Annotated in this window: 25 protein-coding genes; 8 read left to right on the top strand and 17 right to left on the bottom strand. The window is 73.7% G+C overall.

The window, feature by feature from the left end; all coding sequences use genetic code 11:
* Window positions 1–47 precede the first annotated feature (47 nt).
* Together AB0K34_RS23455 and AB0K34_RS23450 are read right to left on the bottom strand one after the other, a co-directional pair.
* On the bottom strand, window positions 48–1,394 hold the full coding sequence (locus tag AB0K34_RS23455) for a HAMP domain-containing sensor histidine kinase (RefSeq protein WP_301175978.1): 1,347 nt from the start codon (window positions 1,392–1,394) through the stop codon (window positions 48–50).
* Entirely contained in the window at window positions 1,391–2,077 is a 687-nt protein-coding gene (locus AB0K34_RS23450; protein WP_171069396.1) for a response regulator transcription factor, read from the bottom strand. The genes AB0K34_RS23455 and AB0K34_RS23450 overlap by 4 nt, the downstream gene beginning before the upstream one ends.
* Window positions 2,078–2,104: 27 nt before the next feature.
* Here AB0K34_RS23450 and AB0K34_RS23445 point away from each other — a divergent pair, with 27 nt between their 5' ends.
* The 5 genes from AB0K34_RS23445 to AB0K34_RS23425 all read left to right on the top strand — a co-directional run bounded on the left by AB0K34_RS23445 (window position 2,105) and on the right by AB0K34_RS23425 (window position 5,748).
* A complete protein-coding gene (locus AB0K34_RS23445; RefSeq protein ID WP_138640997.1) occupies window positions 2,105–2,626 on the top strand; it encodes a hypothetical protein in 522 nt (173 codons plus the stop codon).
* A gap of 24 nt (window positions 2,627–2,650) precedes the next feature.
* The gene (locus AB0K34_RS23440) at window positions 2,651–3,250 is read left to right on the top strand and encodes a sulfite oxidase-like oxidoreductase (protein ID WP_138640998.1); all 600 of its coding nucleotides are present in this window, start codon (window positions 2,651–2,653) and stop codon (window positions 3,248–3,250) included.
* Entirely contained in the window at window positions 3,220–3,975 is a 756-nt protein-coding gene (locus AB0K34_RS23435) for a ferredoxin reductase (protein ID WP_138640999.1), read from the top strand. The genes AB0K34_RS23440 and AB0K34_RS23435 overlap by 31 nt, the downstream gene beginning before the upstream one ends.
* Window positions 3,976–4,022: 47 nt before the next feature.
* Window positions 4,023–4,307, top strand: a complete 285-nt coding sequence (locus AB0K34_RS23430) for a DUF6510 family protein (RefSeq protein WP_138641000.1) — start codon at window positions 4,023–4,025, stop codon at window positions 4,305–4,307.
* 106 nt (window positions 4,308–4,413) lie between these two features.
* Entirely contained in the window at window positions 4,414–5,748 is a 1,335-nt protein-coding gene (locus AB0K34_RS23425; protein ID WP_138641001.1) for an MFS transporter, read from the top strand.
* Between the two features lie 60 nt (window positions 5,749–5,808).
* Here AB0K34_RS23425 and AB0K34_RS23420 read toward each other — a convergent pair whose 3' ends face one another.
* Entirely contained in the window at window positions 5,809–6,438 is a 630-nt protein-coding gene (locus AB0K34_RS23420; RefSeq protein WP_138641002.1) for a PaaI family thioesterase, read from the bottom strand.
* A gap of 119 nt (window positions 6,439–6,557) precedes the next feature.
* Entirely contained in the window at window positions 6,558–8,111 is a 1,554-nt protein-coding gene (locus AB0K34_RS23415) for a serine/threonine-protein kinase (RefSeq protein WP_138641003.1), read from the bottom strand.
* Window positions 8,112–8,210: 99 nt separating this feature from the next.
* Between AB0K34_RS23415 and AB0K34_RS23410 the strand changes: the two genes are divergently transcribed.
* Window positions 8,211–8,735, top strand: coding sequence for a DUF4870 domain-containing protein (locus AB0K34_RS23410; protein ID WP_301175977.1), 525 nt, complete (start codon window positions 8,211–8,213; stop codon window positions 8,733–8,735).
* Between the two features lies 1 nt (window position 8,736).
* On the opposite strand, the gene AB0K34_RS23405 is transcribed toward AB0K34_RS23410, so the two are convergent.
* Window positions 8,737–9,561: a TIGR03619 family F420-dependent LLM class oxidoreductase gene (locus tag AB0K34_RS23405; protein ID WP_301175976.1), complete on the bottom strand. Its 825-nt coding sequence runs from the start codon at window positions 9,559–9,561 to the stop codon at window positions 8,737–8,739.
* Window positions 9,562–9,608: 47 nt separating this feature from the next.
* Entirely contained in the window at window positions 9,609–10,292 is a 684-nt protein-coding gene (locus tag AB0K34_RS23400; RefSeq protein ID WP_301175975.1) for a cyclase family protein, read from the bottom strand.
* A 45-nt stretch (window positions 10,293–10,337) separates the two neighbouring features.
* On the opposite strand from AB0K34_RS23400, the gene AB0K34_RS23395 reads away from it, so the two are divergent.
* Both AB0K34_RS23395 and AB0K34_RS23390 read left to right on the top strand, forming a co-directional pair.
* Window positions 10,338–11,165, top strand: a complete 828-nt coding sequence (locus AB0K34_RS23395; RefSeq protein WP_364550825.1) for a HipA family kinase — start codon at window positions 10,338–10,340, stop codon at window positions 11,163–11,165.
* On the top strand, window positions 11,162–11,617 hold the full coding sequence (locus AB0K34_RS23390; protein WP_301175973.1) for a DUF3037 domain-containing protein: 456 nt from the start codon (window positions 11,162–11,164) through the stop codon (window positions 11,615–11,617). Before AB0K34_RS23395 ends, AB0K34_RS23390 begins: the two co-directional genes overlap by 4 nt.
* Window positions 11,618–11,630: 13 nt before the next feature.
* On the opposite strand, the gene AB0K34_RS23385 is transcribed toward AB0K34_RS23390, so the two are convergent.
* The 11 genes from AB0K34_RS23385 to AB0K34_RS23335 all read right to left on the bottom strand — a co-directional run.
* Window positions 11,631–12,539, bottom strand: coding sequence for a hypothetical protein (locus AB0K34_RS23385; RefSeq protein WP_138636215.1), 909 nt, complete (start codon window positions 12,537–12,539; stop codon window positions 11,631–11,633).
* Between the two features lie 135 nt (window positions 12,540–12,674).
* The gene (locus AB0K34_RS23380; RefSeq protein WP_301175972.1) at window positions 12,675–13,607 is read right to left on the bottom strand and encodes a helix-turn-helix transcriptional regulator; all 933 of its coding nucleotides are present in this window, start codon (window positions 13,605–13,607) and stop codon (window positions 12,675–12,677) included.
* 78 nt (window positions 13,608–13,685) lie between these two features.
* Complete coding sequence (locus AB0K34_RS23375) at window positions 13,686–14,528, bottom strand: GNAT family N-acetyltransferase (RefSeq protein WP_138636226.1); 843 nt, start codon at window positions 14,526–14,528, stop codon at window positions 13,686–13,688.
* Between the two features lie 134 nt (window positions 14,529–14,662).
* Window positions 14,663–16,258, bottom strand: coding sequence for an alpha/beta hydrolase (locus tag AB0K34_RS23370; RefSeq protein WP_240807495.1), 1,596 nt, complete (start codon window positions 16,256–16,258; stop codon window positions 14,663–14,665).
* Window positions 16,259–16,411: 153 nt separating this feature from the next.
* A complete protein-coding gene (locus tag AB0K34_RS23365) occupies window positions 16,412–18,016 on the bottom strand; it encodes an alpha/beta hydrolase (RefSeq protein WP_240807493.1) in 1,605 nt (534 codons plus the stop codon).
* Window positions 18,017–18,291: 275 nt separating this feature from the next.
* Complete coding sequence (locus AB0K34_RS23360; RefSeq protein ID WP_171068968.1) at window positions 18,292–19,953, bottom strand: alpha/beta hydrolase; 1,662 nt, start codon at window positions 19,951–19,953, stop codon at window positions 18,292–18,294.
* Window positions 19,954–20,226: 273 nt separating this feature from the next.
* The gene (ispG, locus tag AB0K34_RS23355; protein WP_138636223.1) at window positions 20,227–21,402 is read right to left on the bottom strand and encodes a flavodoxin-dependent (E)-4-hydroxy-3-methylbut-2-enyl-diphosphate synthase; all 1,176 of its coding nucleotides are present in this window, start codon (window positions 21,400–21,402) and stop codon (window positions 20,227–20,229) included.
* A 133-nt stretch (window positions 21,403–21,535) separates the two neighbouring features.
* Window positions 21,536–22,732, bottom strand: a complete 1,197-nt coding sequence (locus tag AB0K34_RS23350; protein ID WP_138636212.1) for a site-2 protease family protein — start codon at window positions 22,730–22,732, stop codon at window positions 21,536–21,538.
* 36 nt (window positions 22,733–22,768) lie between these two features.
* On the bottom strand, window positions 22,769–24,001 hold the full coding sequence (dxr, locus tag AB0K34_RS23345; RefSeq protein ID WP_138636211.1) for a 1-deoxy-D-xylulose-5-phosphate reductoisomerase: 1,233 nt from the start codon (window positions 23,999–24,001) through the stop codon (window positions 22,769–22,771).
* A gap of 29 nt (window positions 24,002–24,030) precedes the next feature.
* Window positions 24,031–24,411 carry a helix-turn-helix domain-containing protein gene (locus tag AB0K34_RS23340; protein WP_240807491.1) on the bottom strand — a complete coding sequence of 127 codons (381 nt, stop codon included), beginning with the start codon at window positions 24,409–24,411 and terminating at the stop codon, window positions 24,031–24,033.
* A gap of 51 nt (window positions 24,412–24,462) precedes the next feature.
* On the bottom strand, window positions 24,463–25,284 hold an 822-nt coding region (locus tag AB0K34_RS23335; protein ID WP_364550820.1), incomplete at its 5' end, for an ATP-binding protein.

Genomic DNA, 25,284 nt, shown 5'->3' with positions numbered 1-25,284 from the left:
CCGCCCGGCGGCGGGAGCCGCGTGGTTAAGGCGGATTTAAGGCCGCGTTAGGTGCGGGAGTGGCGGCGGCGGCCGACGAGGCGGCGGGAGCGGCGGGCGGGCGGGAGCCAGCGGGTCCGGAACCACATCTGCACCTGGGCGCCGCCGAGGACGCTGCGGTGGATGCGCAGGTAGCCGCCGGTGGACTCGGCGGCGCGGCGGGCGATGTCGAGGCCGAGGCCGGTGGAGCCGCCGCCGCTGCTGCCGCGCTTCAGCGCGGCGTCCGGGTCGGCGATGCCCGGGCCGCCGTCGGCGACGAGGATGCCGGTGACGCCCTGCCCCTGGTGGAGGGTGACGACGAAGCCGGTGCCCTCGGCGGTGTGCCGGAAGATGTTGCCGAGCAGTGCGTCGACGGCGGCGGCGAGTTCGGTGCCGGGGATCGGCAGCGGCGCGGGGCCCTCGGCGCCGATCAGCTCGCAGGAGCGGCCCTCGTCCTCGGCGAGGACGGACCAGAACGCGACGCGGTCGCGCAGCACCTTGGACGCGTCGCAGCTGCCGCGCCCGGTGGGCCGCCGGACGGTCCGGATGATCTGGTCGACCTCGCGCTCGATGCGGTCGACGGCCTCGCGGGTCTGCTCGGCGACGGGGCCGTCGCCGAGGGCCTCGGCGTTGAGGCGGAGCGCGGCGAGCGGGGTGCGCAGGCGGTGCGACAGGTCGGCGGCCATCTCGCGTTCGGCGGACAGCAGCTGGACGACGTGGTCGGCCATCGCGTTGAACGCCAGGCCCGCCTCGACGAGTTCGGGCGGCCCGTCCGGTTCGATGCGGACCGACAGCTCGCCGTCGCCGAAGGCGCCCGCGGCCTCGGCGAGCCGCCGGGTGGAGCGGATCATGCGGTTGCCGAGCCGGTCGGCGACGGCGACGGACCCGGCGACGAGCGCGCAGGCGACCGTCGTCATGACGAGCCACGCCTTCCAGACGCCGCGCGACAGGTCGTCGTCGGGGAGGAACACCTCGACGACGGCGGTGCGGCCGGCGTCCAGCGACACCGGCTGGAGCAGGGCGTACCCGCCGTTGACGCGGGCGGTGTAGGAGCGGCCGCGGCGCCCGGCCTCGGTGAGCTGCTCGGGACGGGCGCTGAAGTCGCCGTGGGCGTCGCGCGGGACGAGCCCGCCGTCCGGGAGGTGCACGGTCATCCGCCCGGCGGCGCCGGCCTGGGTGCTGGCGACGGCGCGTTCGAGGGCGGCGGGGTCCTCGGTGACGACGAGGACGGGCCCGAGCGCGCTCGCCTGGCGCTCGGCGGTGGTGAGGGCGCGGTCCCGGGCGATCTCCCGGACGGTCAGCGCGAGCGGGATCAGGAACGCCAGCGCGACCATGGAGGTGACCGCCAGGGACACCAGGACGAGCGTCTTCCTCATGACCGCGGGTCGGGCTCGGCCAGCCGCACGCCGACGCCGCGGACCGTGTGCAGGTAGCGGGGCGCGGCGGCGGTCTCGCCGAGCTTGCGGCGCAGCCAGGACAGGTGGACGTCGATGGTCTGGTCGTCGCCGTACGCCTGCCGCCACACCTCGGCGAGCAGTTCGCGCCGGGCGACGACCCGGCCGGGGCGGGCCGCGAGGTAGGCGAGGAGGTCGAATTCGCGGCGGGTGAGTTCGAGCTGCTGGCCGTCCAGCATCGCCTCGCGCCGGTCGAGGTCGATGTGCAGGCCGCCGACGCTCAGCTCCGCGGCCGGCCCGGAGCGCGCCGACCGGCGCAGCACGGCGGCGAGGCGGGCGCTGAGGTGCTCGATGGAGAACGGTTTGATCAGGTAGTCGTCGGCGCCCGCGTTGAGTAACCGGACGATCTCCGGTTCGTCGTCGCGGGCGGTCGCGATGATGACCGGGACGTCGGAGATGCCGCGCAGCATCTTCAGCACCTCCGCGCCGTCGAGGTCGGGGAGCCCGAGGTCGAGGACGACGACGTCGGGCGGCGACTGCGTGACCTCGCGCAGCGCGTCCATCGCGGTGCCGACGCTGCGCACGACATGCGACCGCACGCTCAGTTCCCGAATTAGGGCGGTCCGGACATTCGCGTCATCCTCGACCACCAAAACACTCGCCATGGCGGAACCGTATGCCACCATGTGCCCATGCGTCGCGCGATGTCGTATGTTGCCCCGTGGGCCGGGGTGACCGCGCTCGCGGTCGCCTTATCGTGGCTCGGGGTGCGCGACGTCGTGCGCGGCGCGGTGTCGGAGCGCTCGGCGCCGCCGCCGATCGCCGGGCCGGTGATCCACTCCAGCCCGGCGGCACCGCCGGGGCCGCCGGCGATCGGATCGCCGACCGCGCGGCCGAAGCCGCCGGACGGCGCGGACCGGGCGCCCACGCCGACGAAGCCCGCGAAACCGCCGCCGCCCGGCAAGCCCTCCAAGACCCCGCCGAAGACGCCCGACAACGTGCGCAGCTACGCGACCCGGGGCGGGCGCGCCGCGATGTCGATCGAGAAGGACCGGGTGCGGCTCGTCTCGGCGACGCCGAACCCCGGCTACGAGACGCGCGTGACGCAGGCCGAGGGCTGGCTCCGCGTGGATTTCCTGACCGACGAGCACACCTCGTCGGTCATCGCGTCCTGGTACGAGCACGAACCGATGGTGAAGGTGTACGAATATTGAGCCGAGCCGGGGAAGGACGACGCCATGCCCATCATTTCGCGAGGTTTCCGCGGACGGCGTCCCTCCGGTGACCACGAGCTCCCGCCCGGCCAGTACGAGACGTTCGATTTCCCGGTGCTGTCGGCGGGTCCGACCCCGCAGGTCCCGCTGGACGAGTGGGAGTTCACCATCAGCACGGAGAGCGGCACCGAGCACCGGTGGAGCTGGGACGACCTGACGGCGCTGCCCGCGGAGACGCCCACCGTCGACCTGCACTGCGTCACCAAATGGTCAAAATTCGACACCGAATGGCGAGGCGTTTCTTTGGACGTCCTTTTCGAGGACGTGGAGAGCGCCGCCGATTTCACTCTCGTCCACTCCTACGGCGGCTACACGACGAATCTGCCGCTGGAGGATCTGCTCGACGGCAAGGCGTGGATCGCCTACGGCTATGACGGCGGAGAACTGCCTCCGGAGCACGGCGGCCCGGCCCGCCTCCTCGTCCCGCACCTGTACTTCTGGAAGTCGGCGAAGTGGGTGCGCGGAATCCAGCTCGGCCTCGAGGACGAGCCGGGGTTCTGGGAAAGCGCCGGCTACCACGACTACGGAGACCCATGGCGGGAGCAGCGGTACCAGGGCGACTAGGCGGGCGGCTGCGCTGGCACACCGCCGAGCTGGTGGAGCGGCGCGCCGAGTCGGCGACGGCCGCGACGCTGGTGTTCGACGTCGCCGGGTGGCCGGGCCATCTGGCGGGCCAGCACGTGGACGTCCGACTCACCGCCGAGGACGGCTACAGCGCGCAGCGCAGCTACTCGATCGCGTCCGCGTCCGGCGGCGGGCAGGTCGAGCTGACGGTGCAGCAGGTCGCGGACGGCGAGGTGTCGCCGTACCTCGCCGAGGAGATGGCGCCGGGCGACCTCGCGGAGTTCCGCGGGCCCGTCGGCGGCTGGTTCGTTTGGCGGACCGAGCAGACCGAGCCGGTGCTGCTGGTGGCGGGCGGGTCGGGCCTCGTCCCGCTGATGTCCATGGTCCGGACGCGGCGGGCCGCCGGGAGCCGCGTCCCGTTCCGGCTGCTGTACTCGGTGCGCGGCCCCGACGACCGGCTCTACGCGCGCGAGCTGGCGCGCACCGACCCCGGCCTGGACGTGACGCTCCTCTACACGCGCACCTCACCGGACGGCCTGCCGCGCAAGCCCGGCCGGATCACCCCGGAAGACCTCGTCCAGTACGGATGGCCCGCCGACTTCGAGCCGTCCTGCTACGTGTGCGGCCCGACCGGCTTCGTCGAGAAGGCCGCCACGTACCTGGTCATGCTCGGCCACGCCCCCGAAAGAGTCCGGACCGAACGCTTCGGCCCCACCGGCGGATGACCCGCCGGCGGACGGCCTGGCGGGCGGACGACCCAGCGGAGGATGACATGACCGCCCTCGACGACCAGGACGACGCCTTCACCGACGGCAACGCCCTCGCGGGCGCGCTGTCGGAGGTCTTCGCGGTCGACCTGACCGCCGCCGAGAGCCGCTGCGCCAACTGCGGGCGCACCGGGCCGGTCGGCGCGCTGCGCGTCTACGCACGCGCGCCCGGGTTCGTGGCCCGCTGCCCGGGATGCGGCCACGTCGTGCTGCGCCTGGTGCGCGGCCCCGGCACCGTCTGGCTCGACCTGCGCGGGGCGGTCGCGCTCGCCGTCCCGGTGGACGACTGACCGCGACGCTTCGGCGATTTCTACCGTTTCGGCGGCGACCCCGGAGGGAAACAGCAGATCACAACTCCTGGGGCCGGCGGGGGCGGTCGGAAAGGTCAGAGCTCCCATGGTCCTGGATCCCGGAGAGGCCGGCCGCGCCCGCGCGGCGGACGCCGGCGAGCGGCGCGCGCAGGTGCGCAAGGCCGCCGCCGCGAGCGTCATCGGCACGTCCATCGAGTGGTACGACTTCTTCCTCTACAACACGGCCGCGGCGATCGTCTTCAAGGACGTGTTCTTCCCCGAGTCGAGCGACTACGCGGGGACGCTGTCGGCGTTCGCGACCTACGCGGTCGGGTTCGCGGCCCGCCCGATCGGCGCGGCGATCTTCGGGCACTGGGGCGACCGGCTCGGCCGCAAGGCGACGCTGATCGTCACGCTGGTGCTGATGGGGGTGTCGAGCGCGCTGATCGGCGTCCTGCCCGGCACGGAGACGATCGGCTGGGCCGCGCCCGTGCTGCTCGTCGTGCTGCGCATCCTGCAGGGCATCGCGGTCGGCGGCGAGTGGAGCGGCTCGGTGCTGCTGTCGATGGAGTGGGGCGACCGCAAGCGGCGCGGGCTGATGGCGAGCCTGCCGCAGCTCGGCGTCCCGATCGGGCTCATCCTCGGCACCGGCATGATGACGGCGATCGCGCTGTCGGCGGAGGGTGCCTTCAAGGACTGGGCGTGGCGCATCCCGTTCCTGTTCAGCCTGGTGCTCGTCGCGATCGGGCTGTGGGTGCGGGTCCGGGTGATGGAGACGCCGCTGTTCGCCGAGGTCGTCGCGCGGAACGAGGTCTCCCGCGTCCCGGTGGCCGAGGTCGTGAAGCGGCATCCGCGGGAGATCGTCCTCAGCGCGCTGCTGCGCTGCTCCGAGCAGATGCCGTTCTACCTGTTCACCTCGTTCGCCCTCACCTACGTGGACGACCACCTGGAGATGGCGGAGGGGCTCGCGCTCAGCGCGGTGACGGCCGCGGCGGTGCTGGAGCTGTTCACGATCCCCGCGGCCGGGCACCTCGGCGACCGGATCGGCCCGCGCCGGGTGTACGCGGCGGGGTCGCTGCTCGTCGCGGTGTTCGCGTTCCCGTACTTCCTGCTGCTGAACACCGGGATCGCGGCGCTGATCGTCGTCGCGGTGGTGGTGGCGCAGATCCCGCACGCCGTGCAGTACGGGCCGCAGGCGTCGCTGATCGCCTCGGTGTTCCCGACCCGGCTGCGGTACGGCGGCGCGGGCATCGGGTACCAGCTCGCGTCGGTGTTCGCGGGCGGTCCGGCGCCGCTGCTGGCGACCTGGCTGCTGCACGACTACGGCTGGCAGGCGATCTCGATCAGCATGATCGTGGCGTCCGCGCTGACGCTGACGGCGCTGAGCCTGCTGCCCGCGCCCGCCGCCGACCACGCCGCACCGGCGGCCGCGAAGGCGTGACCCCCGCCGCCCGGGCGGCCCGCGCCGCCCGGGCGGTCCGGGTCTTCCGGGCGGGCGGGGTCAGGAGTGCGGGACGAACCGCTGCGGCATGATGAACATCGCGGTGGCCTCCACCGTGACCCGGCCGTCCGGGCCGCAGATCGTCCCGGACGCGTAGACCTTGCGCCCCTCCACCCGGCTCGCCTTCGCCTCCACCGAGAGCGGGACGCCGAGCGGCGTCGGCCGCCGGTAGCGGGTCTCCAGGGTCGCGGTCATGCCGGGCGTGCCGGACGCGGCCGCCGCCATGCCGAGGACCTGGTCGAGCACCATCGCGGACACCCCGCCGTGCACGTAGGACGGCGGCCCCTCGTAGACGGTGCTCAGGGTGAACTCGCCGCGGACGATGCCGTCCGAGCTCACGGTCAGCTCGACCGGCGGCGCGAGCGGGTTCAGGGCGCCGGTGACCGGGTTGCCGATCTGCCGGTCCATCCGGCGCTCGCCGGACGGGACGAACGGCGGCGCGTCCCGGCGCGCGGCGGCGAGCCGCGCGGTCAGGGCCTCGACCTCGGCGGCGACGGCCGCGGCCTCCGCGGTGCCGACGCTCGTCAGGACGGTGGCCTCGGCCAGCGCGCGGACGCGGGCGGCGAGGCCGCTCAGGGCCGCCGCCTCGTCCTCCGCCAGTACCGGCCGCTCCATCGGGATCCCGCTCATTCAGCCTCCTCGCGGGGCGGTCCCCCGTGCCGCCGCCCCATAGCCGAACGAAATTCTAAAATAGGGCGGCGACCGCCGCGGACGCGGGTCCCGCTCAGCGGTGCGGCGGCCGCACCCGCTCAGGACCGCGAGAGCGGGCCGGCGACCGTCCAGCGGCGGCCGTTCGGCGACGTCCCGCTGTAGCGGAACATCAGCCGGTCTCCCCCGGTCTCCGGGGTGAGCGACACCGAGCCGGTGTCCACGCAGCGCTCCGTCCCGAACGTGATCTGCTCGCGGAACACCAGCGTGTCGCCCGTCCGGCGCAGGAAGGTCTCCGTGCCCGAGCAGTTCTGCAGGGGATAGGAGACCTTGCCCGCGCCGCCGCCCGCGGGCAGGACGAGCGTGATGGGGAAGACCTTCCCGTCGTTCTGGGTGACCCGCCCCGTCCACGTCCCCGCGTACCGGCCCGGGATGCCGGTGCGCCGGGACTCGGCCGTGCTCGACCCCGAGGACGCGGGCGCCCGCGCGGAGGGGGCCGAGGTGCTCTCCCCGGCGGCGGCCGGCGGCGCGTCGCCGTCGCGCGTCCCCGCCTCGGCGGTGGTGGCGCCGCCGTCCTGCCACGGCCGCAGGACCGCCACCACCACGGCGGCCACCGCGACCGCGACGACCGCGGCCGACACCGCGATCAGCGCCGTGGAGCGCCGCTCCGCCCGCTCCCCCGCCGGTGCGGCGGGCACCGCGCCGGGCGGCATCCGCATGGTCGGCCGATCACCGGGAGCCGGCGGGACGGGCACGGCCTGCGGAGCCGGAGGAACGGGCACGGCCTGCGGGACGGGTCCCGCCTGCGGGACGGGTCCGGCCTGCGGGACGGGCGCGGCCGGCGCCTCGCCCAGCAGGACGCGCAGCACCTCCGACGCGGGCGGCCGCACCGCCGGGTCCTTGGCGAGGCAGCGGACGGCCAGGTCGCGCAGCGGCCCGGACAGCGCGCCGAGGTCCGGCTCGCCGTGCAGGATGCGCCCGACGATCGCGGTCATCGTGTCGCCGGCGAACGGCAGCCGCCCCGACGACGCGAACACCATCGTCCCGGCCCACGCGAACACGTCGGCGGCGGGCCCGGCGCGCAGGCCCTCCAGCTGCTCGGGCGCCATGAAGGCCGGGGTGCCGATCGCGCCGCTCACGGTGATCGTCGCGCCGTCCAGCGCGCGGGCGATGCCGAAGTCGATGACGCGCGGCCCGTCCGAGCCGAGCAGCACGTTGTGCGGCTTGAAGTCGCGGTGCACGACGCCCGCCCGGTGGATCGCGACGAGCGCCGTCGCCGTGCCGACCGCTAGCCGCTCCAGCGCGCCGCGCGTGCGCGGGCCCTCGGTGGTCACGACCCGGTGCAGCGAGGGCCCGTCGACGAACTCGCTGACGATGTAGGGGCGGTCGCCCGCCGCGTCGGCGTCCAGGATCGCGGCCGTGCAGAACTCCGCGACCCGCTTCGCCGTGTCGAGTTCGCGCAGGAAGCGGGCGCGGGCCTCCGGGTCGTCGCCGAGGCGCCCGTGCAGGAGCTTCACCGCGACCCGGCCGTGGCCGCCGCCCTCGTCCTCGGCGAGGAAGACGGCGCCCTGCCCGCCCTCGCCGAGCCGGCCGGTCAGCCGGTAGCGGCCGAGCCGCTCCGGGTCGCCAGGACGCAACGCTCCCGCCGCCGGCATGTGGCCTCCCGCCCCGCAGAGACCCGCGTCGGCGAGCCCGATTGAGATAGATTCCTGCAGTATCTCCCATCGAGGCACCGCAGAGCGCGAGGACAGTACGTGACGGACCAGCCCCCGCCGCCACCTCCCGAGCAGCCGCCGCCCGGTCAGCCACCACCCGGCCAGCCGCCGCCGTACGGTCAGCCGTACGGGCAGCCGCCGGGCGGCTACGACCCGCGGTGGGGCTACGGCCCGCCGGGCTCCCCCTACGGCGTGCCGACGCAGGGCCCCTCCGAGGAGACGACCTGGGCGATCTTCGCCTACATCGGGAACGCGATCATCGGGTTCCTGCCCGCGCTGATCATCTACCTGGTGAAGAAGGACACCTCGCCGTTCACCAGGTTCCACGCGGCGCAGTCGATGAACATGCAGCTCACCATGCTGATCCATCTCCTGGCGGTGCTGGCGGTGTGCGTGCCGCCGGCGATCGTCATGGAGGCGCCGGCCTTCCTCGCCCTGCTGCTCTTCCCGTACCTGGAGCTGCTGATCGGCGGGTGGACGTTCATCATCCTCGGCGCGGTGAAGGCGGGGAAGGGGCAGTACTACCGCTTCCCGACCTTCTTCTGCTACCGCATGATCCGCTAGCTCACAGGTAGGCGCGGGCGTACTCGTCCAGCACCGGCAGGACGGCCTCGCGGTCGCCGGCGGGGACGCGCAGCACGACCTCCTCGATCCCGAGCGAGCCGTAGTAGCCGAGCTTCTCCGGGGTCGGCAGCGTCCCGAACGGGATCACGGGGACCATGGCGCGTCCGGCGTCCGCGCAGGCGCGCCGCAGGCCGGGCAGCGCCTCGCGGATGCCCGCCCCGCCGATCGGCAGCCACCCGTCCCCGTACTCGGCGATGTGCGCGAACAGCGTCGGGCCCGGCGCGCCGCCGAGCAGCACCGGCACCCTGCCGGCCGGCTTGGGCCACGACCAGGACGCCTCGAAGCTCACGAACTCGCCCTTGAAGGACGCCTCCTCGTCCGTCCACAGGGCCCGCATCGCGAGGACGTGCTCGCGCGCCACGGCCCGCCGCCGCTTCCAAGGCACCCCGTGGTCGGCGCCCTCCTCGGCGTTCCAGCCGTACCCGACGCCGAGCGCGACCCGTCCGCCCGCGAGCCGGTCGAGCGTCGCGACGGCCTTCGCGGTGACGATCGGGTCGCGCTGCGCGGGCAGCAGGATGCCGGTCCCGAGCGTGATCCGCTCGGTCGTCACGGCCGCCGCGGCGAGCGCCACCAGCGGGTCGAGGGTCCGCGCGTACTCCTCGGCCAGGGTGTCGTCCCCGGTCGGCGGGGGCGACTCGCGGGCCACCGGGATGTGGGTGTGCTCGGGGACGTAGAGGGAGGCGAAGCCGCGCTCCTCGGCCGCGCGCGCCAGCTCGTGCGGCGCCATCGTCCGGTCGGTGGCGAACATCGTGACCCCGAGCCGCATGCGGGCCCCTCCTTCTCCCGGTTCCCCGGCACCCTACAGAGGCGGCGTCAGACGAGAACGGCCCGGTCGTCCACGCGGGCCACGGCGCGGACGGGCGCGCCGTCGGCGCCGGCCAGCGCGAGGGGGAACAGCGAGACCTCGATCGCGCAGCCCGCGTCCTGGGCCGCGACGAGCCGGTCCAGCCCGGTGAGGTTCTCGGCGATCACGGCGCCCGCGCCGCACAGGACGCGGTGCGCCGCCAGTGAGAACTCCTCGGACCCGGGCGGCGGGGTGCGGTCCACGCTGAGCGCGTCGACGGCCACGGTGCGGACGCCCGCCGCGACGATCGCCTCGGCCGTCTCGGGCGCCGGGTACGGGTGGGCGAGGTAGTCGCCGGTGCCCCAGTGCTCCGACCAGCCGGTCGCGATGACCAGGACGTCGCCGGGTTCGAGGCCGGGCGGGAGCGCGTCCGGCGGGATGGGCGCGCGGGGCGGCAGGCCGCGGACGTCCATGACCACGGCCGGGCCGGTGAAGCGGGTCAGCGGCAGCTCGTCCAGGCGGGGCAGGGCGTCGTCGACGTGGAACGGGGCGTCCACGTGCGTGCCCGTCTGCGAGCCCATGTGCAGGCGCAGGACGTTCACGCCGTCGCGGGCCGCGGTCAGCGCCGGGACCGCCTCCACCTCGGGGTCGCCCGGGTAGACCGGCATGCCCGTGGTGATCGGCACCGACAGGTCCAGCAGCTCAACGCCCATGTAATGGATTATCCCGCGCGGACCGCCAGCCGATAGCGTTGCGACGTGTTGCCACATGTGACGGCCATCCGATACGTGACGCCGCTCCGCGAGGGCGGCTCCCTGCCGGGCGTCGTCGAGGCCGACGACCTCGGCACCTACGTCATGAAGTTCCACGGCGCGGGGCAGGGGCGCAAGGCGCTGATCGCCGAGGTGATCGCGGGCGAGCTGGCCCGCCGGCTCGGCCTCCGGGTGCCCGAGCAGGTGCTGATCGACCTGGACCCGGCGATCGGCCGGCACGAGCCCGACCCCGACGTCCAGGACCTCCTCAAGGCCAGCCCCGGCTGGAACCTCGGCGTCGACTTCCTGCCCGGGTCGCTCGGCTTCGACCCGCTCGGCTGGACCCCCGACCCGGACTTCGCGTCCCGGGTGCTGTGGTTCGACGCGTTCATCGGCAACGTGGACCGCAGCTGGCGCAACCCCAACATGCTCGTCTGGCACGGCGACGTGTGGCTCATCGACCACGGCGCGAGCCTGATCTTCCACCACGCGTGGGCGAACGCCGCCCGGCTGTTCGCCGGCGCGTACGACGTCGACGACCACGTCCTCACCCCGTACGCGTCCCGGCTGGAGGCGGCGGAGGCCGCGTTCGCCCCGAAGATCACCGAGGGGCTGCTGCGCGAGGTGGTCGCGCTGGTGCCCGACCGGTGGCTGGAGGGCGAGCCCGGCTTCGCCGGCCCGGAGGCGCTCCGCGACGCCTACGTCGAGATCCTGCTGCCGCGCGCCGGCAAGCCGCGCGACTGGCTGCCCGACCTCGACGTCAGCGGCCGCGCTCCGGACACCTCGGCGCGGCGGGGGGAGAACCGTCCCGGATGGCTGGGTGGTCCGGCATGAGCGAGGCGAACCGGGGAGCGTGGGGGGCCGTCCCCCCGCAGGACGCGCCCACGACGAACATCAGGGCCGCGGGTGAGCCGACGGTGTTCGAGTACGCGGCGCTGCGGGTCGTCCCGCGCGTCGAGCGGGGCGAGTCGATGAACGTGGGCGTCGTCGTGTACTGCCGGGCGCTCGACTACCTCGGCTGCCGGACGCACCTCGACGAGCGCCGCCTGCACGCGCTGGACCCCTCGCTCGACCTGGAGGGCGTCCGCGCCTCGCTGAAGGGCGTGGACGCGGTGTGCTGCGGCGGCGAGCGCGCCGGGCAGGCCGCGGCGGAGCCGCCGGGGCGGCGGTTCCGGTGGCTGACGGCGCCGCGCAGCACGATCGTCCAGCCGGGGCCGGTGCACGCCGGGCTCACCGCCGACCCGGCCGCCGAGCTGGACCGGCTGCTGCGCCTGCTCGTCCTGTGACCGCGCTCGCGCGCTAGTCCCACTCCCAGCGGATGCCGTGGTAGCCGGCGGCCATGCCGAACTCGATGAAGTGGACGCTGTGGTAGCTGGACAGCCGCAGGTCGGCGGAGTCCTTCAGCGCGGTGTGGCCGTCGGGCCGCCAGGTCCGGTGGCAGCGGGCGGGCAGCGCGGACGGGTGGAACCGCACCTCGATCAGGAACTCGTGCTGCGGGGTGCGGAAGCCGCGGCCCTCCTCGGTGATGGGCGGGCCGGTCTCGTCGAACCCGAAGCCGTACTCCAGCAGGTAGGTCTCGCCGCGGCCGAGCGCCCGGTCGAACAGCAGCTCGGCGGCGATGAGGCCGCTCGCCTCGTCCATCCGGACGCGGCCGAACCGGCAGCCGCGCACGGTCCGCGACGACGGCAGGACGCCCTGCGGGTGGTGGTACACCGCGATCCAGCGGTCGACGCCGCGCTGCTGGGCCTGGAACACCGCCCGGCAGCGGACCTCGCGCAGCTCCCGGCGGCGGCCGACGACGTACTGGTCGTGCAGGCTGAGCCCGGTGAGCAGCCGCTCGCCGCGGTCGCCGATCTCGTCCAGCAGGTCCCGGACGCCCGGCTCCGGGCACAGCTCCTCGACCGGCAGCCACGGCCCGGCGGTCCGCTCCGTGGTGGGCTTCAGCAGCGTCAGCAGTGAGTGGCGCGGCAGTTCGAGGATGACCTCCAGGCCGCGGACGGCGCGCAGCGAGTCGGCGCGCTCGGGCCTGGTCCGGCCGCGCTGCCAGTAGCTCAGCGTCGACAGGCTGACGGCGATGCCCTGCTCCTCCAGGCGGCGCCGCAGCGAGTCGAGGCTGAGGCCGCGCGCCTGGATGGCGGCGTGGAGGGCGACGTTGAACGGCCCGTACTGGAGGACCTGTAGGAGATCGTCCTCTGCGACACTCTGCACCTGCGGCCTCCGGATCTGCTCCGGCCGGCCCCCGTCCAACGGCCTTGACTCCTGCGATGGCAACTTCCGCGCTCACTGTAAAGCGGTTGGTCCCCGTTGCCAACAGGCAACTTGTCACAACCAGGGGTCCACGCGCTAGTGCCACTCCCATTCGATCCCGACTATTCCCCGCCTTACGGACCCGACCGCGATGTTAGCGCTGCCGGACGTGCCGACCCACAGCTCGCCGAGGCGGCGGCGCGGGGCCTGCGAGCTCTCGGCGGTGAACCCGTAGCAGCGGGCGGGCAGCCGGTCGCCGTCGAACTGGATGATCGCCACGTAGTCGTGGACGGGATGGGCGAACCGGCGGTCGTAGCTGTCGGACGGGGGCTCCGCCGCGGGCCCCAGCTCGTACTCGACGACCGCCGTGTCCCCCGCCGACAGCACCCGGTCGAAGACGAGCTCGAACGCCATCAGGCCGCCCTCGGCGCGGACCCGGCCGGGCCGGCAGTACCGCACGTCGGCGAGCCCGGCGGGGGCCGCCGGGGCGGGGCCGCCGGACACCTGGCCGCCGGACACCTGGTGGACGCAGACGATGCGGTCGATGTCGTCGCCGGCGGCGCGCACGACGGTGCGGACCGACAGCGTCCACGACCGGCGCACCTCGTCCAGGCGGTAGACGTCGTGGATGCTGAGCCGCTCCAGCCGGTGGTCGCCTGACCGGTCGAGCTGCCCAACGAGGAAGGCGTACCGCTCGGGATCGGGCCACAGGTCGCGCACGCTGCGGGCCCGGTCGCCCGCGCCGCCCGGCCCGGCCCCGCCCCCGCCGCGCCCGGCCGGTCCGCGCGGGGGCGCCGCGGTGGGCGCGGGGTCGTCCAGCAGTTCGGTGAGGGTGCCCGGCGGCACCTGGAGGATCTCCTCCAGCGCGACGACGACGGTGCGCGAGCGGGGCCGGCTGCGGCCCCGCTGCCAGTAGCTGAGCGTGGCGACGCTGACCGTCAGGCCGCGCCGCCCGAGCCGGTGGCGGATCCGCTCCAGCGTCAGCCCGCTCGCCTGGACGGCCTGCCGCAGTGCCCCGGCGAACTCCACGGCGGGATGGTACCCGCCGCGCAAGATCAAATCAGGGATCAGGGCAGATCAGTCACGCACCGACAAGCCGGACGCAGGTCAGAACAAGATCGACATGAAGGAGCCGAGCTCGCCGAACCCGACCCGGCGGTAGGCGGCCCGCGCCCGCGTGTTGTAGTCGTTGACGTACAGCGACACGGTCGGCGCGACGCTGCGCAGCGCCTCCCGCACCACCGCGGACATCCCCGTCTCCGACAGGCCCCGGCCGCGCAGGTCCGGCGGCACCCACACGCCCTGCACCTGGCAGGCGCGCGGGGTGACGGCGCCGATCTCCGCCTTGAACGTGACGCGGCCGTCCTCGATGCGGGCGAACGCGCGGCCGTCGCGGATCAGCTCGGCGACGCGGGCGCGGTAGAGCACTCCCCCGTCGCCGGCGTTCGGCGACACCCCGACCTCCTCGGTGAACATCGCCACGCAGGCCGGGTAGACGATGTCGAACTCCTCCATCCGCACGCGCCGGACGTGCGGGTCGGGCGGCACGTCCGGGACGGCGGAGGTGGCCATCACCGGCTGGGACGCGCGCACGGCCCGGGGCGGCCCCCAGTACGGCGCGAGGATCTCCCACAGCTCGCCGACCGCGTCGACCGGCCCGACGATGGACGAGCAGCGCCGCCCCTGCGCCTGCGCCCGCTCGGCGAACGCGCGGATCGCCTCCGGACCGGCCGCGACCGGGATCAGGTTGGCGCCCGAGTAGCACAGCGAAACGAGCCGCCCGTCGCGCAGGTACCCCCACATCTGCGCGCCGAGCCGCCGCGGGTCGAGCCCCGCGGCGTGCACGCGCGAGCTGACGAACACGTTGGACACCGGGTCGGCGTCCAGGATCGCGAGGGCCTCCGCCCGGTACCGGTCGTCCAGCACGCGCACGGGCATCGAGCCCAGCATGCGCATGGCTACCGGTCCCTCGACGGGAGGGGCCCCCGTTCGGCCCTCACCACTGAAAGCTCCACGTGGACAAGCCTATGCGGTCCGGTGCCCGCGCACCGCCGCGGCCCGCACACCGGCCCGGCCGCGAAAGGTCAGTGCCGCGCGGCGCCCTCGTCGTCGCGGTGCCGCTTCTTGCCCGCGCCGGGCTCGGGCGCCGCCGGGGCCTGGCACTTCGCGTCCGGTCCGGGCCTGCTCGCGGGCAGCCGGCCGTTGCCGAGGTAGGCGGCGACGGCCTTGTCGACGCAGTCGTCACCGGACAGGGCGACGCCGTGGTTGCGCCCGCCGGCCTGCACCAGAAGCCGGGACGTGGGCAGCGAGCGGTGCGTCTCCAGCGCGCCCGGGTACGGCGTGGCCGCGTCCTTCGAGGCTTGGACGAGCAGGATCGGCGGCAGCGTCGAACGCCCCTGCACGCGCGGCGGCGGGCCGCCCTGCACCGGCCAGAACGCGCAGGGCGCGTTGTACCAGGTGTTGCTCCAGGTCTCGAAGCGGTTGCCGGTGCGGTAGAGGCGCTCGCTGTCGGCGTGCCAGCGGGCCCAGTCGCGCGGCCAGGCGGCGTCGCGGCACTGGACGGCGTTGTAGACGGTGTAGTTGTTCTGGTCGAGCCGCGACGGCGGCTGCCACACCTTGCGCAGCGGGCCGGGGTCGTTCCGGACGGCGAACGCCGACAGGGCGCGCGCGTGCGCCGGCCAGGCGAGGTCGGCGTAGCCGTCGGCGAGGAAGGCGTCGTCCAGCTCGGACGGGCCGATCTTCCCGTCGATCGGCTTCGCCTTGAGCGCGGCCCGCGCCTTCGCGTAGGCGGCGGCGACCTTCTGCTCGGTGTCACCGAGCTTGTAGACCGCGTGGTGGCGGGCGATCCAGGCGAAGTAGGCGCGGATGTTCTTCTCGAACGCCACGTTCTGGTCGAGGTTGTTCTGGTACCAGACGCCGCTGGGCCGCACGACGCTGTCGAGGACCATGCGGCGGACGTGGCCGGGGTACATCGTCGCGTACACGGCGCCGAGGTAGCTGCCGTACGAGTAGCCGAAGTAGCTGATCTTCCGCTGCCCGAGGGCGCGCCGGATCGCGTCCATGTCGCGGGCCCAGTCGGCCGTCCCCATGTACGGGAGGACCGCGCGGTACCGGCGGGCGCAGTCGTCGGCGAACCCCCGCGCCTTCGCCGTCCAGGCGCGCTCCTCGGCCGGACCGGCGGGCACCGTGTCGGGGCGCGCGCGGCCGGGGTCCTGATAAGCGGGGTCGCAGATCAGCTCGGGCTTGCTGGCGCCGACGCCGCGCGGGTCGAAGCCGATCCAGTCGTAGGACGCGGCGACCTTCTCCGGCAGCGAGTCCCGGAAGAAGCCGGGCAGGTCGCGCCCGTGGGCGCCGGGCCCGCCCCGGTTCAGCAGCACCGCGCCGTTCGACCGGGCCGCGGTGTGCCGGGCCCGGGTCAGCGCGAGCGTGATCTTCTTGCCGGCGGGCCGGGCGTGGTCGAGCGGCACCCGGAGGGTCGCGCACTCCAGGCCCTTGAGCTTGCCGCCCTCGACGGGGTCCTTGGCGGGGCACGGCTTCCAGGCGAGCCCGCGCGGCGCGGGCGCGGCCTGCGGCGCGGGGCTCGCGGCGGCGGCCGCGGGCACTCCCATGGCGGCGGCCCCGAGCGCGACCGCGGCGGCGGCCGTCCGGGCGGCCGCCCTCCTTCCAGCGTCGTTCAGCACCCCCGCTTTCTACCGGCCGGGCGGCGCGGAGCGCGGGACCCCGGATCGCGCGATTCCGGGGTAAGCAGGGGCACCGGCCCCGAAACGAACCGTGGCGTGCCCGCCCCCCGAGGAGGAGGCGGGCACGCCACGGGACGGCGTGCTATCCGGGTCCTACGGGCGTCCGACCGGAAGGTCCTTGCCCGCGGTGGTGCGGGCGGCCTTCAGCGCCATGGCCGTCGGGTCCGGGTCGTTCAGCGCCGGGACGGCCTTGCAGTAGGCGTCCGGGCCGCGGTGGCTCGCCGGCAGCGCGCCGGTGTCGAGGTACGCCGCGACCTTGTCGTCCAGGCAGGCGTTGCCGTTGAGCGTGTTGGCGTGCGTCTTGCCGCCGACCTCGAACACCAGCCGCGAGGACGGGAAGACCTTGTGCATCTCCAGCCCGCCCGCGACCGGCGTGGCCGCGTCCTCGGTGGACTGGACGAGCAGCATGCCCGGCAGGTTCTTGGCGCCCTTGAGCCGGAACTCGGGCCCGCCCTTGAACGGCCAGAACGCGACCGGGGCGTTGAACCAGACGTTGCTCCAGGTGTTGAAGCGGTAGCCCTGCTCGTGGAGCTTCACCGCGTCCCGGTGCCACTTGCTCCAGTTGCGCGGCCAGCGGGCGTCGGCGGCCTGGACGGCGTTGTAGACGGCGAAGCCGTTGTCGTCGCCGCCCGCGCTCATCCAGTCGAGGAGCCCGGAGGCGTCCTCGTCGTTGACCCAGGCGGAGAGCGCCTCGGCGAAGGGGATGTAGTAGCCGGTGTTGTAGCCGGCGGACAGGACCGTGTCGTCCAGCTCGTCCGGGCCCATCTGGCCGCCGATCGGCGCCTTCTTCGCCGCCGCGCGGACGGCGTAGTACTTCGCCTCGACGGCCTTCTCGGTCTTGCCGAGGTGGTAGACCGAGTCGTACTCGGCGATCCAGGCCCACCAGGCCTTCATGTTGTGCTCGAACGCCTTGTCCTGTTCGAGCTGGGCGTCGTACCAGACCGTCTTCGGGTTGACGTTGCCGTCCAGCACCATCCGCTTCACCCGGTTGGGGAAGAGGGTGGCGTAGGTGGCGCCGAAGTAGGTGCCGTACGAGAAGCCGTACCAGCTGATCTTGTCCTGGCCGAGGGCGGCGCGGATCACCTCGACGTCGCGCGCGGCGTCGGTGGTGCGCATGTGGGGCAGCAGCCAGCCGAACTTGTCGGCGCAGTCCCGGGCGTACTTCTTGGACTTGGCGATCCAGGCCTGCTCCTCCTTCCACGAGCTCGGCACGTAGTCCGGGCGGATCGGGTCGGAGTAGTTCGGGTCGCAGGTCAGCGCCGGCTTGCTGGAGCCGACGCCGCGCGGGTCGAACCCGATGATGTCGTACTTGGCCGCGACGTCCGCGTGGCCCGTGCCGCCGATCCAGCGGGCGAGGGCGGGCGAGTAGGCGAGGCCGGAGCCGCCGGGGCCGCCCGGGTTGACGAACAGGACGCCCTGGTAGTTCTTCTCGTCGGTGTGCTTGAAGCGCGACACCGCGATGGAGATCTTGCGCCCGTTGGGCCGGCCGTGGTCGAGGGGCACCTCGACCTGCGCGCACTGGGCCTGGTTCATCGGGTCGTTCGGGCCGCTGACCTCGCACTTGCCCCAGTCGATGGACCGGACCGGGGCCGCGGCGGCGCCGGCCCGGCCGGTGTCCGCGCTCGCGGAGGCGGCGACCGCGGCGCCGCCCCCGGTCGCCACGACCACCGCGGTCGTGACGAGAACGATCTTTCTCACGTGACCCCCTCAGATCGGCGGGTCCGGCCGCCCGACTGGGCCGAAGGGGGGAACCGCGCCGATACGTAGCGGATGCGGATTGCGTGGCGATTGTGGCGGTTATGTCGTTTATGACGGCAGTCCGCCGCACGACTGGATGCCGAATCGTGACAAGATCAACGGAACTTCGTGATATCGCCGCGCGTTTGCCGCGTTCCGCGCCCGGAACGCGCGCGGGCCCCGGGGATCGCTCCCCGGGGCCCTCATGAAGCCGGCCGATCGCCGGCCCTCCGGCGTCAGCGGATGACGTCGGCCTCCAGCCGGGCGGCCTTCGAGGCCGCCGAGCCGCTCAGCGTCCGGGCGGCCGCCTGCGACGGCGGGACCGGGTCACCGAGCTGCGGGACGTGCACGGTGCGCTTCGCCGGCCGCTCTCCCCGCAGGAAGTAGGCGTCGAAGTAGGCGTCCACCTCGGCGGAGCCGCGGTGGACGATGCAGTGCGTGCGGTCGCCGTCCTGGACGACCAGGCGCGAGCCCTTGAGCCGGCGCTGCATGTCCAGCGCGCCCTCGTACGGGGTGGCCGCGTCGGCGGTCGACTGGAACATCAGGATGTTGTCCGGCAGGTCCCGGGTGTGCCCGATGTTCACCGGCGTGCCGGCCTTGGCGGGCCAGAACAGGCACGGCGCGTTGAACCAGGCGTTGCCCCAGGTCTCGAACGGGTGCTTGCGGTTGATCCGGGTGTTGTCGCGGTGCCACTTGGCCCAGCTCGTCGGCCACTGGACGTCGGTGCACTCGGTGGCGAGGTACATCGCGGTGCCGTTGTCGTCGGACTCGCCGGTCGTCGGGGCGCCGAACGTCCCGGCGAACGTGGCGGTGTCGCCGGTCTTGTAGGCGGCGAGCCCGGCGGCGTAGCCGTGCCAGATGGCCTGGCTGCGGCGGTAGCCGGCGTTCAGGATGACGTCGGTCAGCTCGCTCGGCCCGACGGCGAGGGTCTGCCCGCTGTCCTGGTCGGTGTAGTAGACCGGCTTGTCCTTGAGCTCGGCGCGCAGCCCGTAGAAGAAGTCGCGCACCTGGCGCTGGGTCGTGCCCAGGTGGTACACCGAGTCGTACTTGGCGATCCAGCCGAAGTAGTAGTCGATGTTCTTGTCGAACGCGACGTCCTGGTTGAGGTTGGCGTCGTACCAGGCGTCCGACGGGCCGACGTTGCCGTCCAGCACCATCCGGTCGACCCTCTTCGGGTACATCGTGGCGTAGGCCGACCCGAGGTAGGTGCCGTACGAGGCGCCGTAGTAGTCGATCTTGTCGTTGCCGAGCGCCTTGCGGATCGACTCGATGTCGTTGACGGAGTCGATCGTCTTGACGTGGTTCAGCAGCCCGATCTCGTCGTTGCGGGCGCAGTCCTCGGCGTAGCCCTTGGACTTGCGCAGCCAGGTGGAGACCGACTGCCGGTCGCCGGTGCCGTAGTCCGGCCGCGGCGCGTTCGACCACGCCGGGTCGCACCGGAGCGCCGGGACGCTCATCCCGACGCCGCGCGGGTCGAACCCGATGACGTTGTAGGCGTCGCGCATCGGCGCGGAGTTCTGCGCGAACACCCGCGGTCCGAAGAGCGCGCCGCCGCCGCCCGGGCCGCCCGGGTTGACGATGATGTCGCCCTTGGCCGGGCCGTCGCCGGTGTGCGGCGTCTTCGTGAGCTGCACGGTGATCTTCGTGCCGTTCGGCTTGGCGTAGTCGAGCGGCACCTGGAGCTCCGCGCACTGCACGATCTTCGAGACCGGGTACAGGCCGTCGTAGAGATCGTGCACCGTCTGGACGAAGTCCGCGGGGCAGGCGTGCCACTGCGCCGCGGCGGGATTGAAGGCTCCGGCCGTTCCGGCGGAGGGGCCCGCGGCCTGCGCGCTTGTGGCGCCCACGCCGGTGAGGCCGAGCCCGGCCACCGCGGCCACGACAACGATCCTCTTCACATATCCCCCTATCGTGCTGACTCCGGTTGAGTCAGACATACGGGTAAAAGACAGGTGATTCTGGCGTCTTTGCGGCGAGCCTCGACAGGGCCCCTCATGAGTGGATGCCGAATCGTGACAAGATCAGCGGAACTCTGTGACAACCCCGGTCGTCTCCGCGCATGCGAAAGGCCCCGGGTTCGCACCCGGGGCCCTGTTCGGCGCTCGTGCCGGACCGGCCGGCGGCGGCCTGGTCGGCCGGCGACCCTGCGGGTCAGCCGACGACCATGCGGGTCAGCCGACGACGACCTCGGCGCCCGGCCCGCTGACCGAGCCGTCCTCGCCGATCTCGATGCCCATGTCGTCGGCGATGCGCATGGCCTCCTCGATGAGGGTCTCGACGATCTGCGCCTCGGGGACGGTCTTGATGACCTTGCCCTTGACGAAGATCTGTCCCTTGCCGTTGCCGGACGCCACGCCGAGGTCGGCCTCGCGGGCCTCGCCGGGACCGTTCACCACGCAGCCCATCACCGCGACGCGCAGCGGGACGGGGAAGTCCTTCAGACCGGCGGTGACCTGCTCGGCGAGCGTGTAGACGTCCACCTGCGCGCGCCCGCAGGACGGGCACGACACGATCTCCAGGCCGCGCCGGCGCAGCCCGAGCGACTCCAGGATCGCCGTGCCGACCTTGACCTCCTCGACCGGAGGCGCCGACAGCGACACCCGGATCGTGTCGCCGATCCCCTCCGCCAGCAGCGCGCCGAACGCCACCGCCGACTTGATCGTGCCCTGGAACGCCGGGCCCGCCTCGGTCACCCCGAGGTGAAGCGGGTAGTCGCAGGCCGCGGCCAGCCGCCGGTAGGCGTCGATCATCACGACCGGGTCGTTGTGCTTGACCGAGATCTTGATGTCGCGGAATCCGTGCTCCTCGAACAGCGAGCACTCCCACAGCGCCGACTCGACCAGCGCCTCGGGGGTGGCCTTGCCGTGCTTCTCCAGCAGCCGCTTGTCGAGCGAGCCGGCGTTCACGCCGATGCGGATCGGCACGCCCGCGTCCGCGGCGGCGCGCGCGATCTCGCCGACCTTGTCGTCGAACTTCTTGATGTTGCCCGGGTTCACCCGGACGGCGGCGCAGCCCGCGTCGATCGCGGCGAACACGTACTTGGGCTGGAAGTGGATGTCGGCGATCACGGGGATCGGCGACTTGCGGGCGATCGCCGGCAGCGCGTCGGCGTCGTCCTGCGACGGCACCGCGACCCGGACGATCTGGCACCCGGACGCGGTCAGCTCCGCGATCTGCTGGAGCGTGGAGTTCACATCGGCGGTGAGGGTGGTGGTCATGGACTGCACCGAGACCGGCGCGTCGCCCCCGACCGGGACGCTCCCGACCATGATCTGCCGGGACTTGCGGCGGGGCGTGCTCAGGCCCTGCGCCCCCGGCCCGTCCCCCTCGCCGCGGACATTAGGCATTCCCAGTGAAACGCTCATCCCTCTCCTCTGACTTGCGGCCCCGTACAAAGCCTAAGCGCCCCGGGAGGCGGACATGACGCCGCCCGGTATCGAAGAGTGTGCCCATCCGGCCACTCTTCGTGAACATCCCGTGTCACTCCGGTAGCCGGAGCGGGTTGAACAGGTCGGCGAGGATCAGCAGCACCCCGAACCCCACCAGCAGCAGGACCGCCAGGTACGTCAGCGGCAGCAGCCTGGTCATGTCGACCGTGCCCGGATCGGGCCGCCCGCGGACGCGGTTGACGCCCGCCCGGGCCCGCTCGTACGCGACGACGGCGAGGTGCCCGCCGTCCAGCGGCAGCAGCGGCAGGACGTTCAGCGCCCCGAGGAAGATGTTCACCGACACGACCAGCGACAGGAACAGCGCGACCTTGTCGCGGGCCGTGTCCTCGGAGGAGAAGATCTGGCCGGACACCTCGGTCGCGCCGACCACGCTGCCGACCTGGCCGCCGGGCGAACTCTCCCGCTCGGGCGAGAACAGCCGCGGGATCGCGCTCGGCAGGTCCGCCGCGACCTTGCCGATGCCCTCGACGGTCCGGCCGATGCCGCGTCCGGCGAACACCGCCGCGTCCACCGGCCCGGCCCGGTCGTACCCGCCGCCCGCGATCCTCGCGGAGACGCCGACGAACGGCTCCCCGCCCACGTCCGCGAGCGTGACCGGCAGCGTGACCTGCCCGGTGCCCGGCCGCTGGACGGTCACCTTCACCGTCTCCCCCGGCTTCGCCTTCCCGATCGCGGTGGTGAGGTCGTTCCAGTCGGAGACCGGCGCGCCGTTGAACGCGACGACCCGGTCGCCGGGCCGCAGCCCGGCCCGCGCCGCCGGCGAGGGCGGCCGGCCGTCGCCGCAGCCGCCGCGCATCGTGGCCGGGACGCAGGAGGTGACCCGCTCGACCGTGCTGGTCACCGTGCCGGGCCGCGGCTCGCCGATCGTCATGGCCATCGCCATCAGCAGCACGAACGCGAACACGAAGTTCGCGACGACGCCGGCCCCGATGACGATCGCGCGGCGCCCGGCGGGCTGCCGGTAGAACGCGCGGTCCCGGTCGGCGGCGTCGATCTCCTCCAGCGGCGTATAGCCGACGATCTTGACGAAGCCGCCGAGCGGGATCGCCTTCACCCCGTACTCGGTCTCGCCCCGGCGGGTGGACCACAGCGTCGGCCCGAAGCCGACGAAGTACTGGGTGGCCTTCATCCCGAACCGCTTGGCGGTGAGCAGGTGCCCGCCCTCGTGGAGCATCACCGATGCCAGCAGCGCGACGACGAACGCCGCCGCGCCGAGGAAGAAGGCCATCCGGGTCCCCTCGGGCTCGTGCCCGGGGTACCCGGGTCAGTCGGTTCCGGTCAGTTCCCTGCTCCTGGCACGGGCCCACCCGTCGGCCGCGAGGACGTCGTCCAGCGTGAGGTCCCCGGGCGTGCCCGAACCGTGCTCCTCCACTACCCGCGCGACGGTGTCGACTATCCCGAGGAACGGGAGCCGCCCGGCGCGGAACGCGTCCACACATTCCTCGTTCGCGGCGTTGTAAACGGCCGGCACGGTCCCGCCCAGCTCACCGGCGTGCCGCGCCAGCGCGACGGCGGGGAACGCCTCGTCGTCGAGCGGGAACAGCTCCCAGGTGTGCGCGGCCGTCCAGTCGACGCCGGGCGCGGCGTCCGGGACGCGGTCGGGCCAGTCGATGCCGAGCGCGATCGGCAGCCGCATGTCGGGCGGGCTCGCCTGCGCGAGGGTGGCGCCGTCGGTGAACTCGACCATCGAGTGGATGACCGACTGCGGGTGCACCATGACCTCGATCCGGTCCATCGGGACGTCGAACAGCAGGTGCGCCTCGATGACCTCCAGCCCCTTGTTGATCAGGGTCGCGGAGTTGATGGTGACGACCGGGCCCATGTTCCACGTCGGGTGGTTCAGCGCCTGCTCGGGCGTGACGTCCCCGAGCTCGGCGCGGCTCCGCCCGCGGAAGGGGCCGCCGCTGGCGGTCAGCACGAGCCGCCGCACCTCGTCCGCGCGCCCGCCGCGCAGGCACTGGGCGAGCGCCGAGTGCTCGGAGTCGACCGGGACGATCTGCCCCGGCCGCGCCCGCTCCTTCACCAGCGGGCCGCCCATGATGAGCGACTCCTTGTTGGCGAGGGCGAGCGTCCGGCCGGCGTCCAGCGCGGCCAGCGTCGAGGCGAGGCCGAGCGCGCCGGTCACCCCGTTCAGCACCACGTCGCACCGCCACGCGGCGACCTCGGCGACCGCGTCCGGGCCCGCGACGATCTTCGGGATGGCGAAGTCGCCGGAGGCGTAGCCGCGGCGCTTGGCCTCGGCGTAGAACGCGAGCTGCAAGTCCTGGGCGGCGGACGCCCTGGCGACCGCGACGATCTCGGGCCGGAACTCCAGCGCCTGCGCGGCGAGCAGCTCCACCCGCCCGCCGCCGGCGGCGAGCCCGGTCACCCGGAACCTGCCGGGGTTGCGGCGGACCACGTCCAGCGCCTGGGTGCCGATCGAACCGGTGGAGCCGAGGACGACGACCTCGCGCGCGGCCGCGCCGCCGCCGGAGGTGTCGGTGCTTGAGGGAGACATCACGGCTCCATTCTCGGGCACCGGCCCGCTCAGGTCTCCCCCGCGTCGTAGGCGCGGCGCGCCCGCTCCACCTTCTCCAGGTTCTCGGCGGACCATTCGGACAGCGAGGCGAACAGCGGCGCCAGGCTGCGCCCCAGCTCGCTGATCTCGTACTCGACGCGCGGCGGGACCTCGGGGTGGTAGGTGCGGACCACCAGCCCGTCGCGCTCCAGCCGGCGGAGCCGCTGCGTCAGCACCTTCGGCGTGATCGTCGCGATGTGCCGCTGCAGCTCCACGAACCGCTGCCGCCCGTACTCGTGGAGCGTCCACAGGATCGGGGTCGTCCAGCGGCTGAACACGATGTCGACGACGGGCGCGACCGGGCAAGCCAGCTCGGGGTCGACGATGTCCTGGGTGCGGGTGTCGGCCACTGGGTCCTCCGGGCGGTCGCCTTCTGCCGGGTTCCGACTGTATCCGCCGGATCAGCGGGCGCGCGGCAGCCGGAGGACGAGGCGCGCGCCGTAGGCGCCGTCGGCGACGTACAGGTCGCCGCCGTGGGCGACGGCGATCTGCCGCGCGATCGGGAGCCCGAGGCCGCTGCCGCCCTTGTCCCGGCTGCGCGCCGCGTCGAGCCGGGCGAAGCGCTCGAAGACCCGGTCCCGGTCGTCGAGCGGGATGCCGGGGCCGTCGTCGTGCACCTCGACGACCGCCTCCTCGCCGAGGCCGCGCGCCACCACCTCGATCCGCCCGGCGGCGTAGCGCTCGGCGTTGGTGAGCAGGTTGCCGAGGGCGCGGTCGAGCCGCGACCGGTTGCCCATCACCTCGATGCCCGGTTCCGCCTTCACGGTCACCGGCACGGCCGGGGACCGCCGGGCGACCAGCCGCTCCACCAGCGCGCCGAGGTCCAGGCGCTCCCGGGCGGGCAGGTCGCCGGAGTCGAGCCGGGCGAGGACGAAGAGGTCCTCGACGATGCGGTGCAGCCGGTCGACGTCGTCCAGGGCGTGCTGCAGCATGTCGCGGAGCTCGGCGTCCTCGGGGTCGCCCAGCGCCAGCTCGATGCTGGTCCGCAGGCCCGCGAGCGGGGTGCGCAGCTCGTGCGAGGCGTCGGCGATGAAGGCGCGCCGCTGCGCGGCCGAGGTCTCCAGCCGGTCGAGCAGCAGGTTGATCCGGCCGGCCAGCCGCTCGACGTCGTCGCCGGTGGCGGGCACGGCGACGCGGCAGCCCGGCTCGGCGGCGGGGAGCTCGGCCAGTTCCTCGCGGAGCCGCCGCACCGGGCGCAGCGCCCGCGCGGCGGCGCGGCGGGC

Origin of the sequence: Actinomadura sp. NPDC049382, from assembly GCF_040677125.1 — a bacterium.
In the GTDB taxonomy this organism is placed as follows: Bacteria; Actinomycetota; Actinomycetes; order Streptosporangiales; family Streptosporangiaceae; genus Spirillospora; species Spirillospora geliboluensis.
The sequence above is the reverse complement of the archived record's forward strand: the minus strand, read 5'-3'. Positions and strand labels throughout refer to the sequence as shown.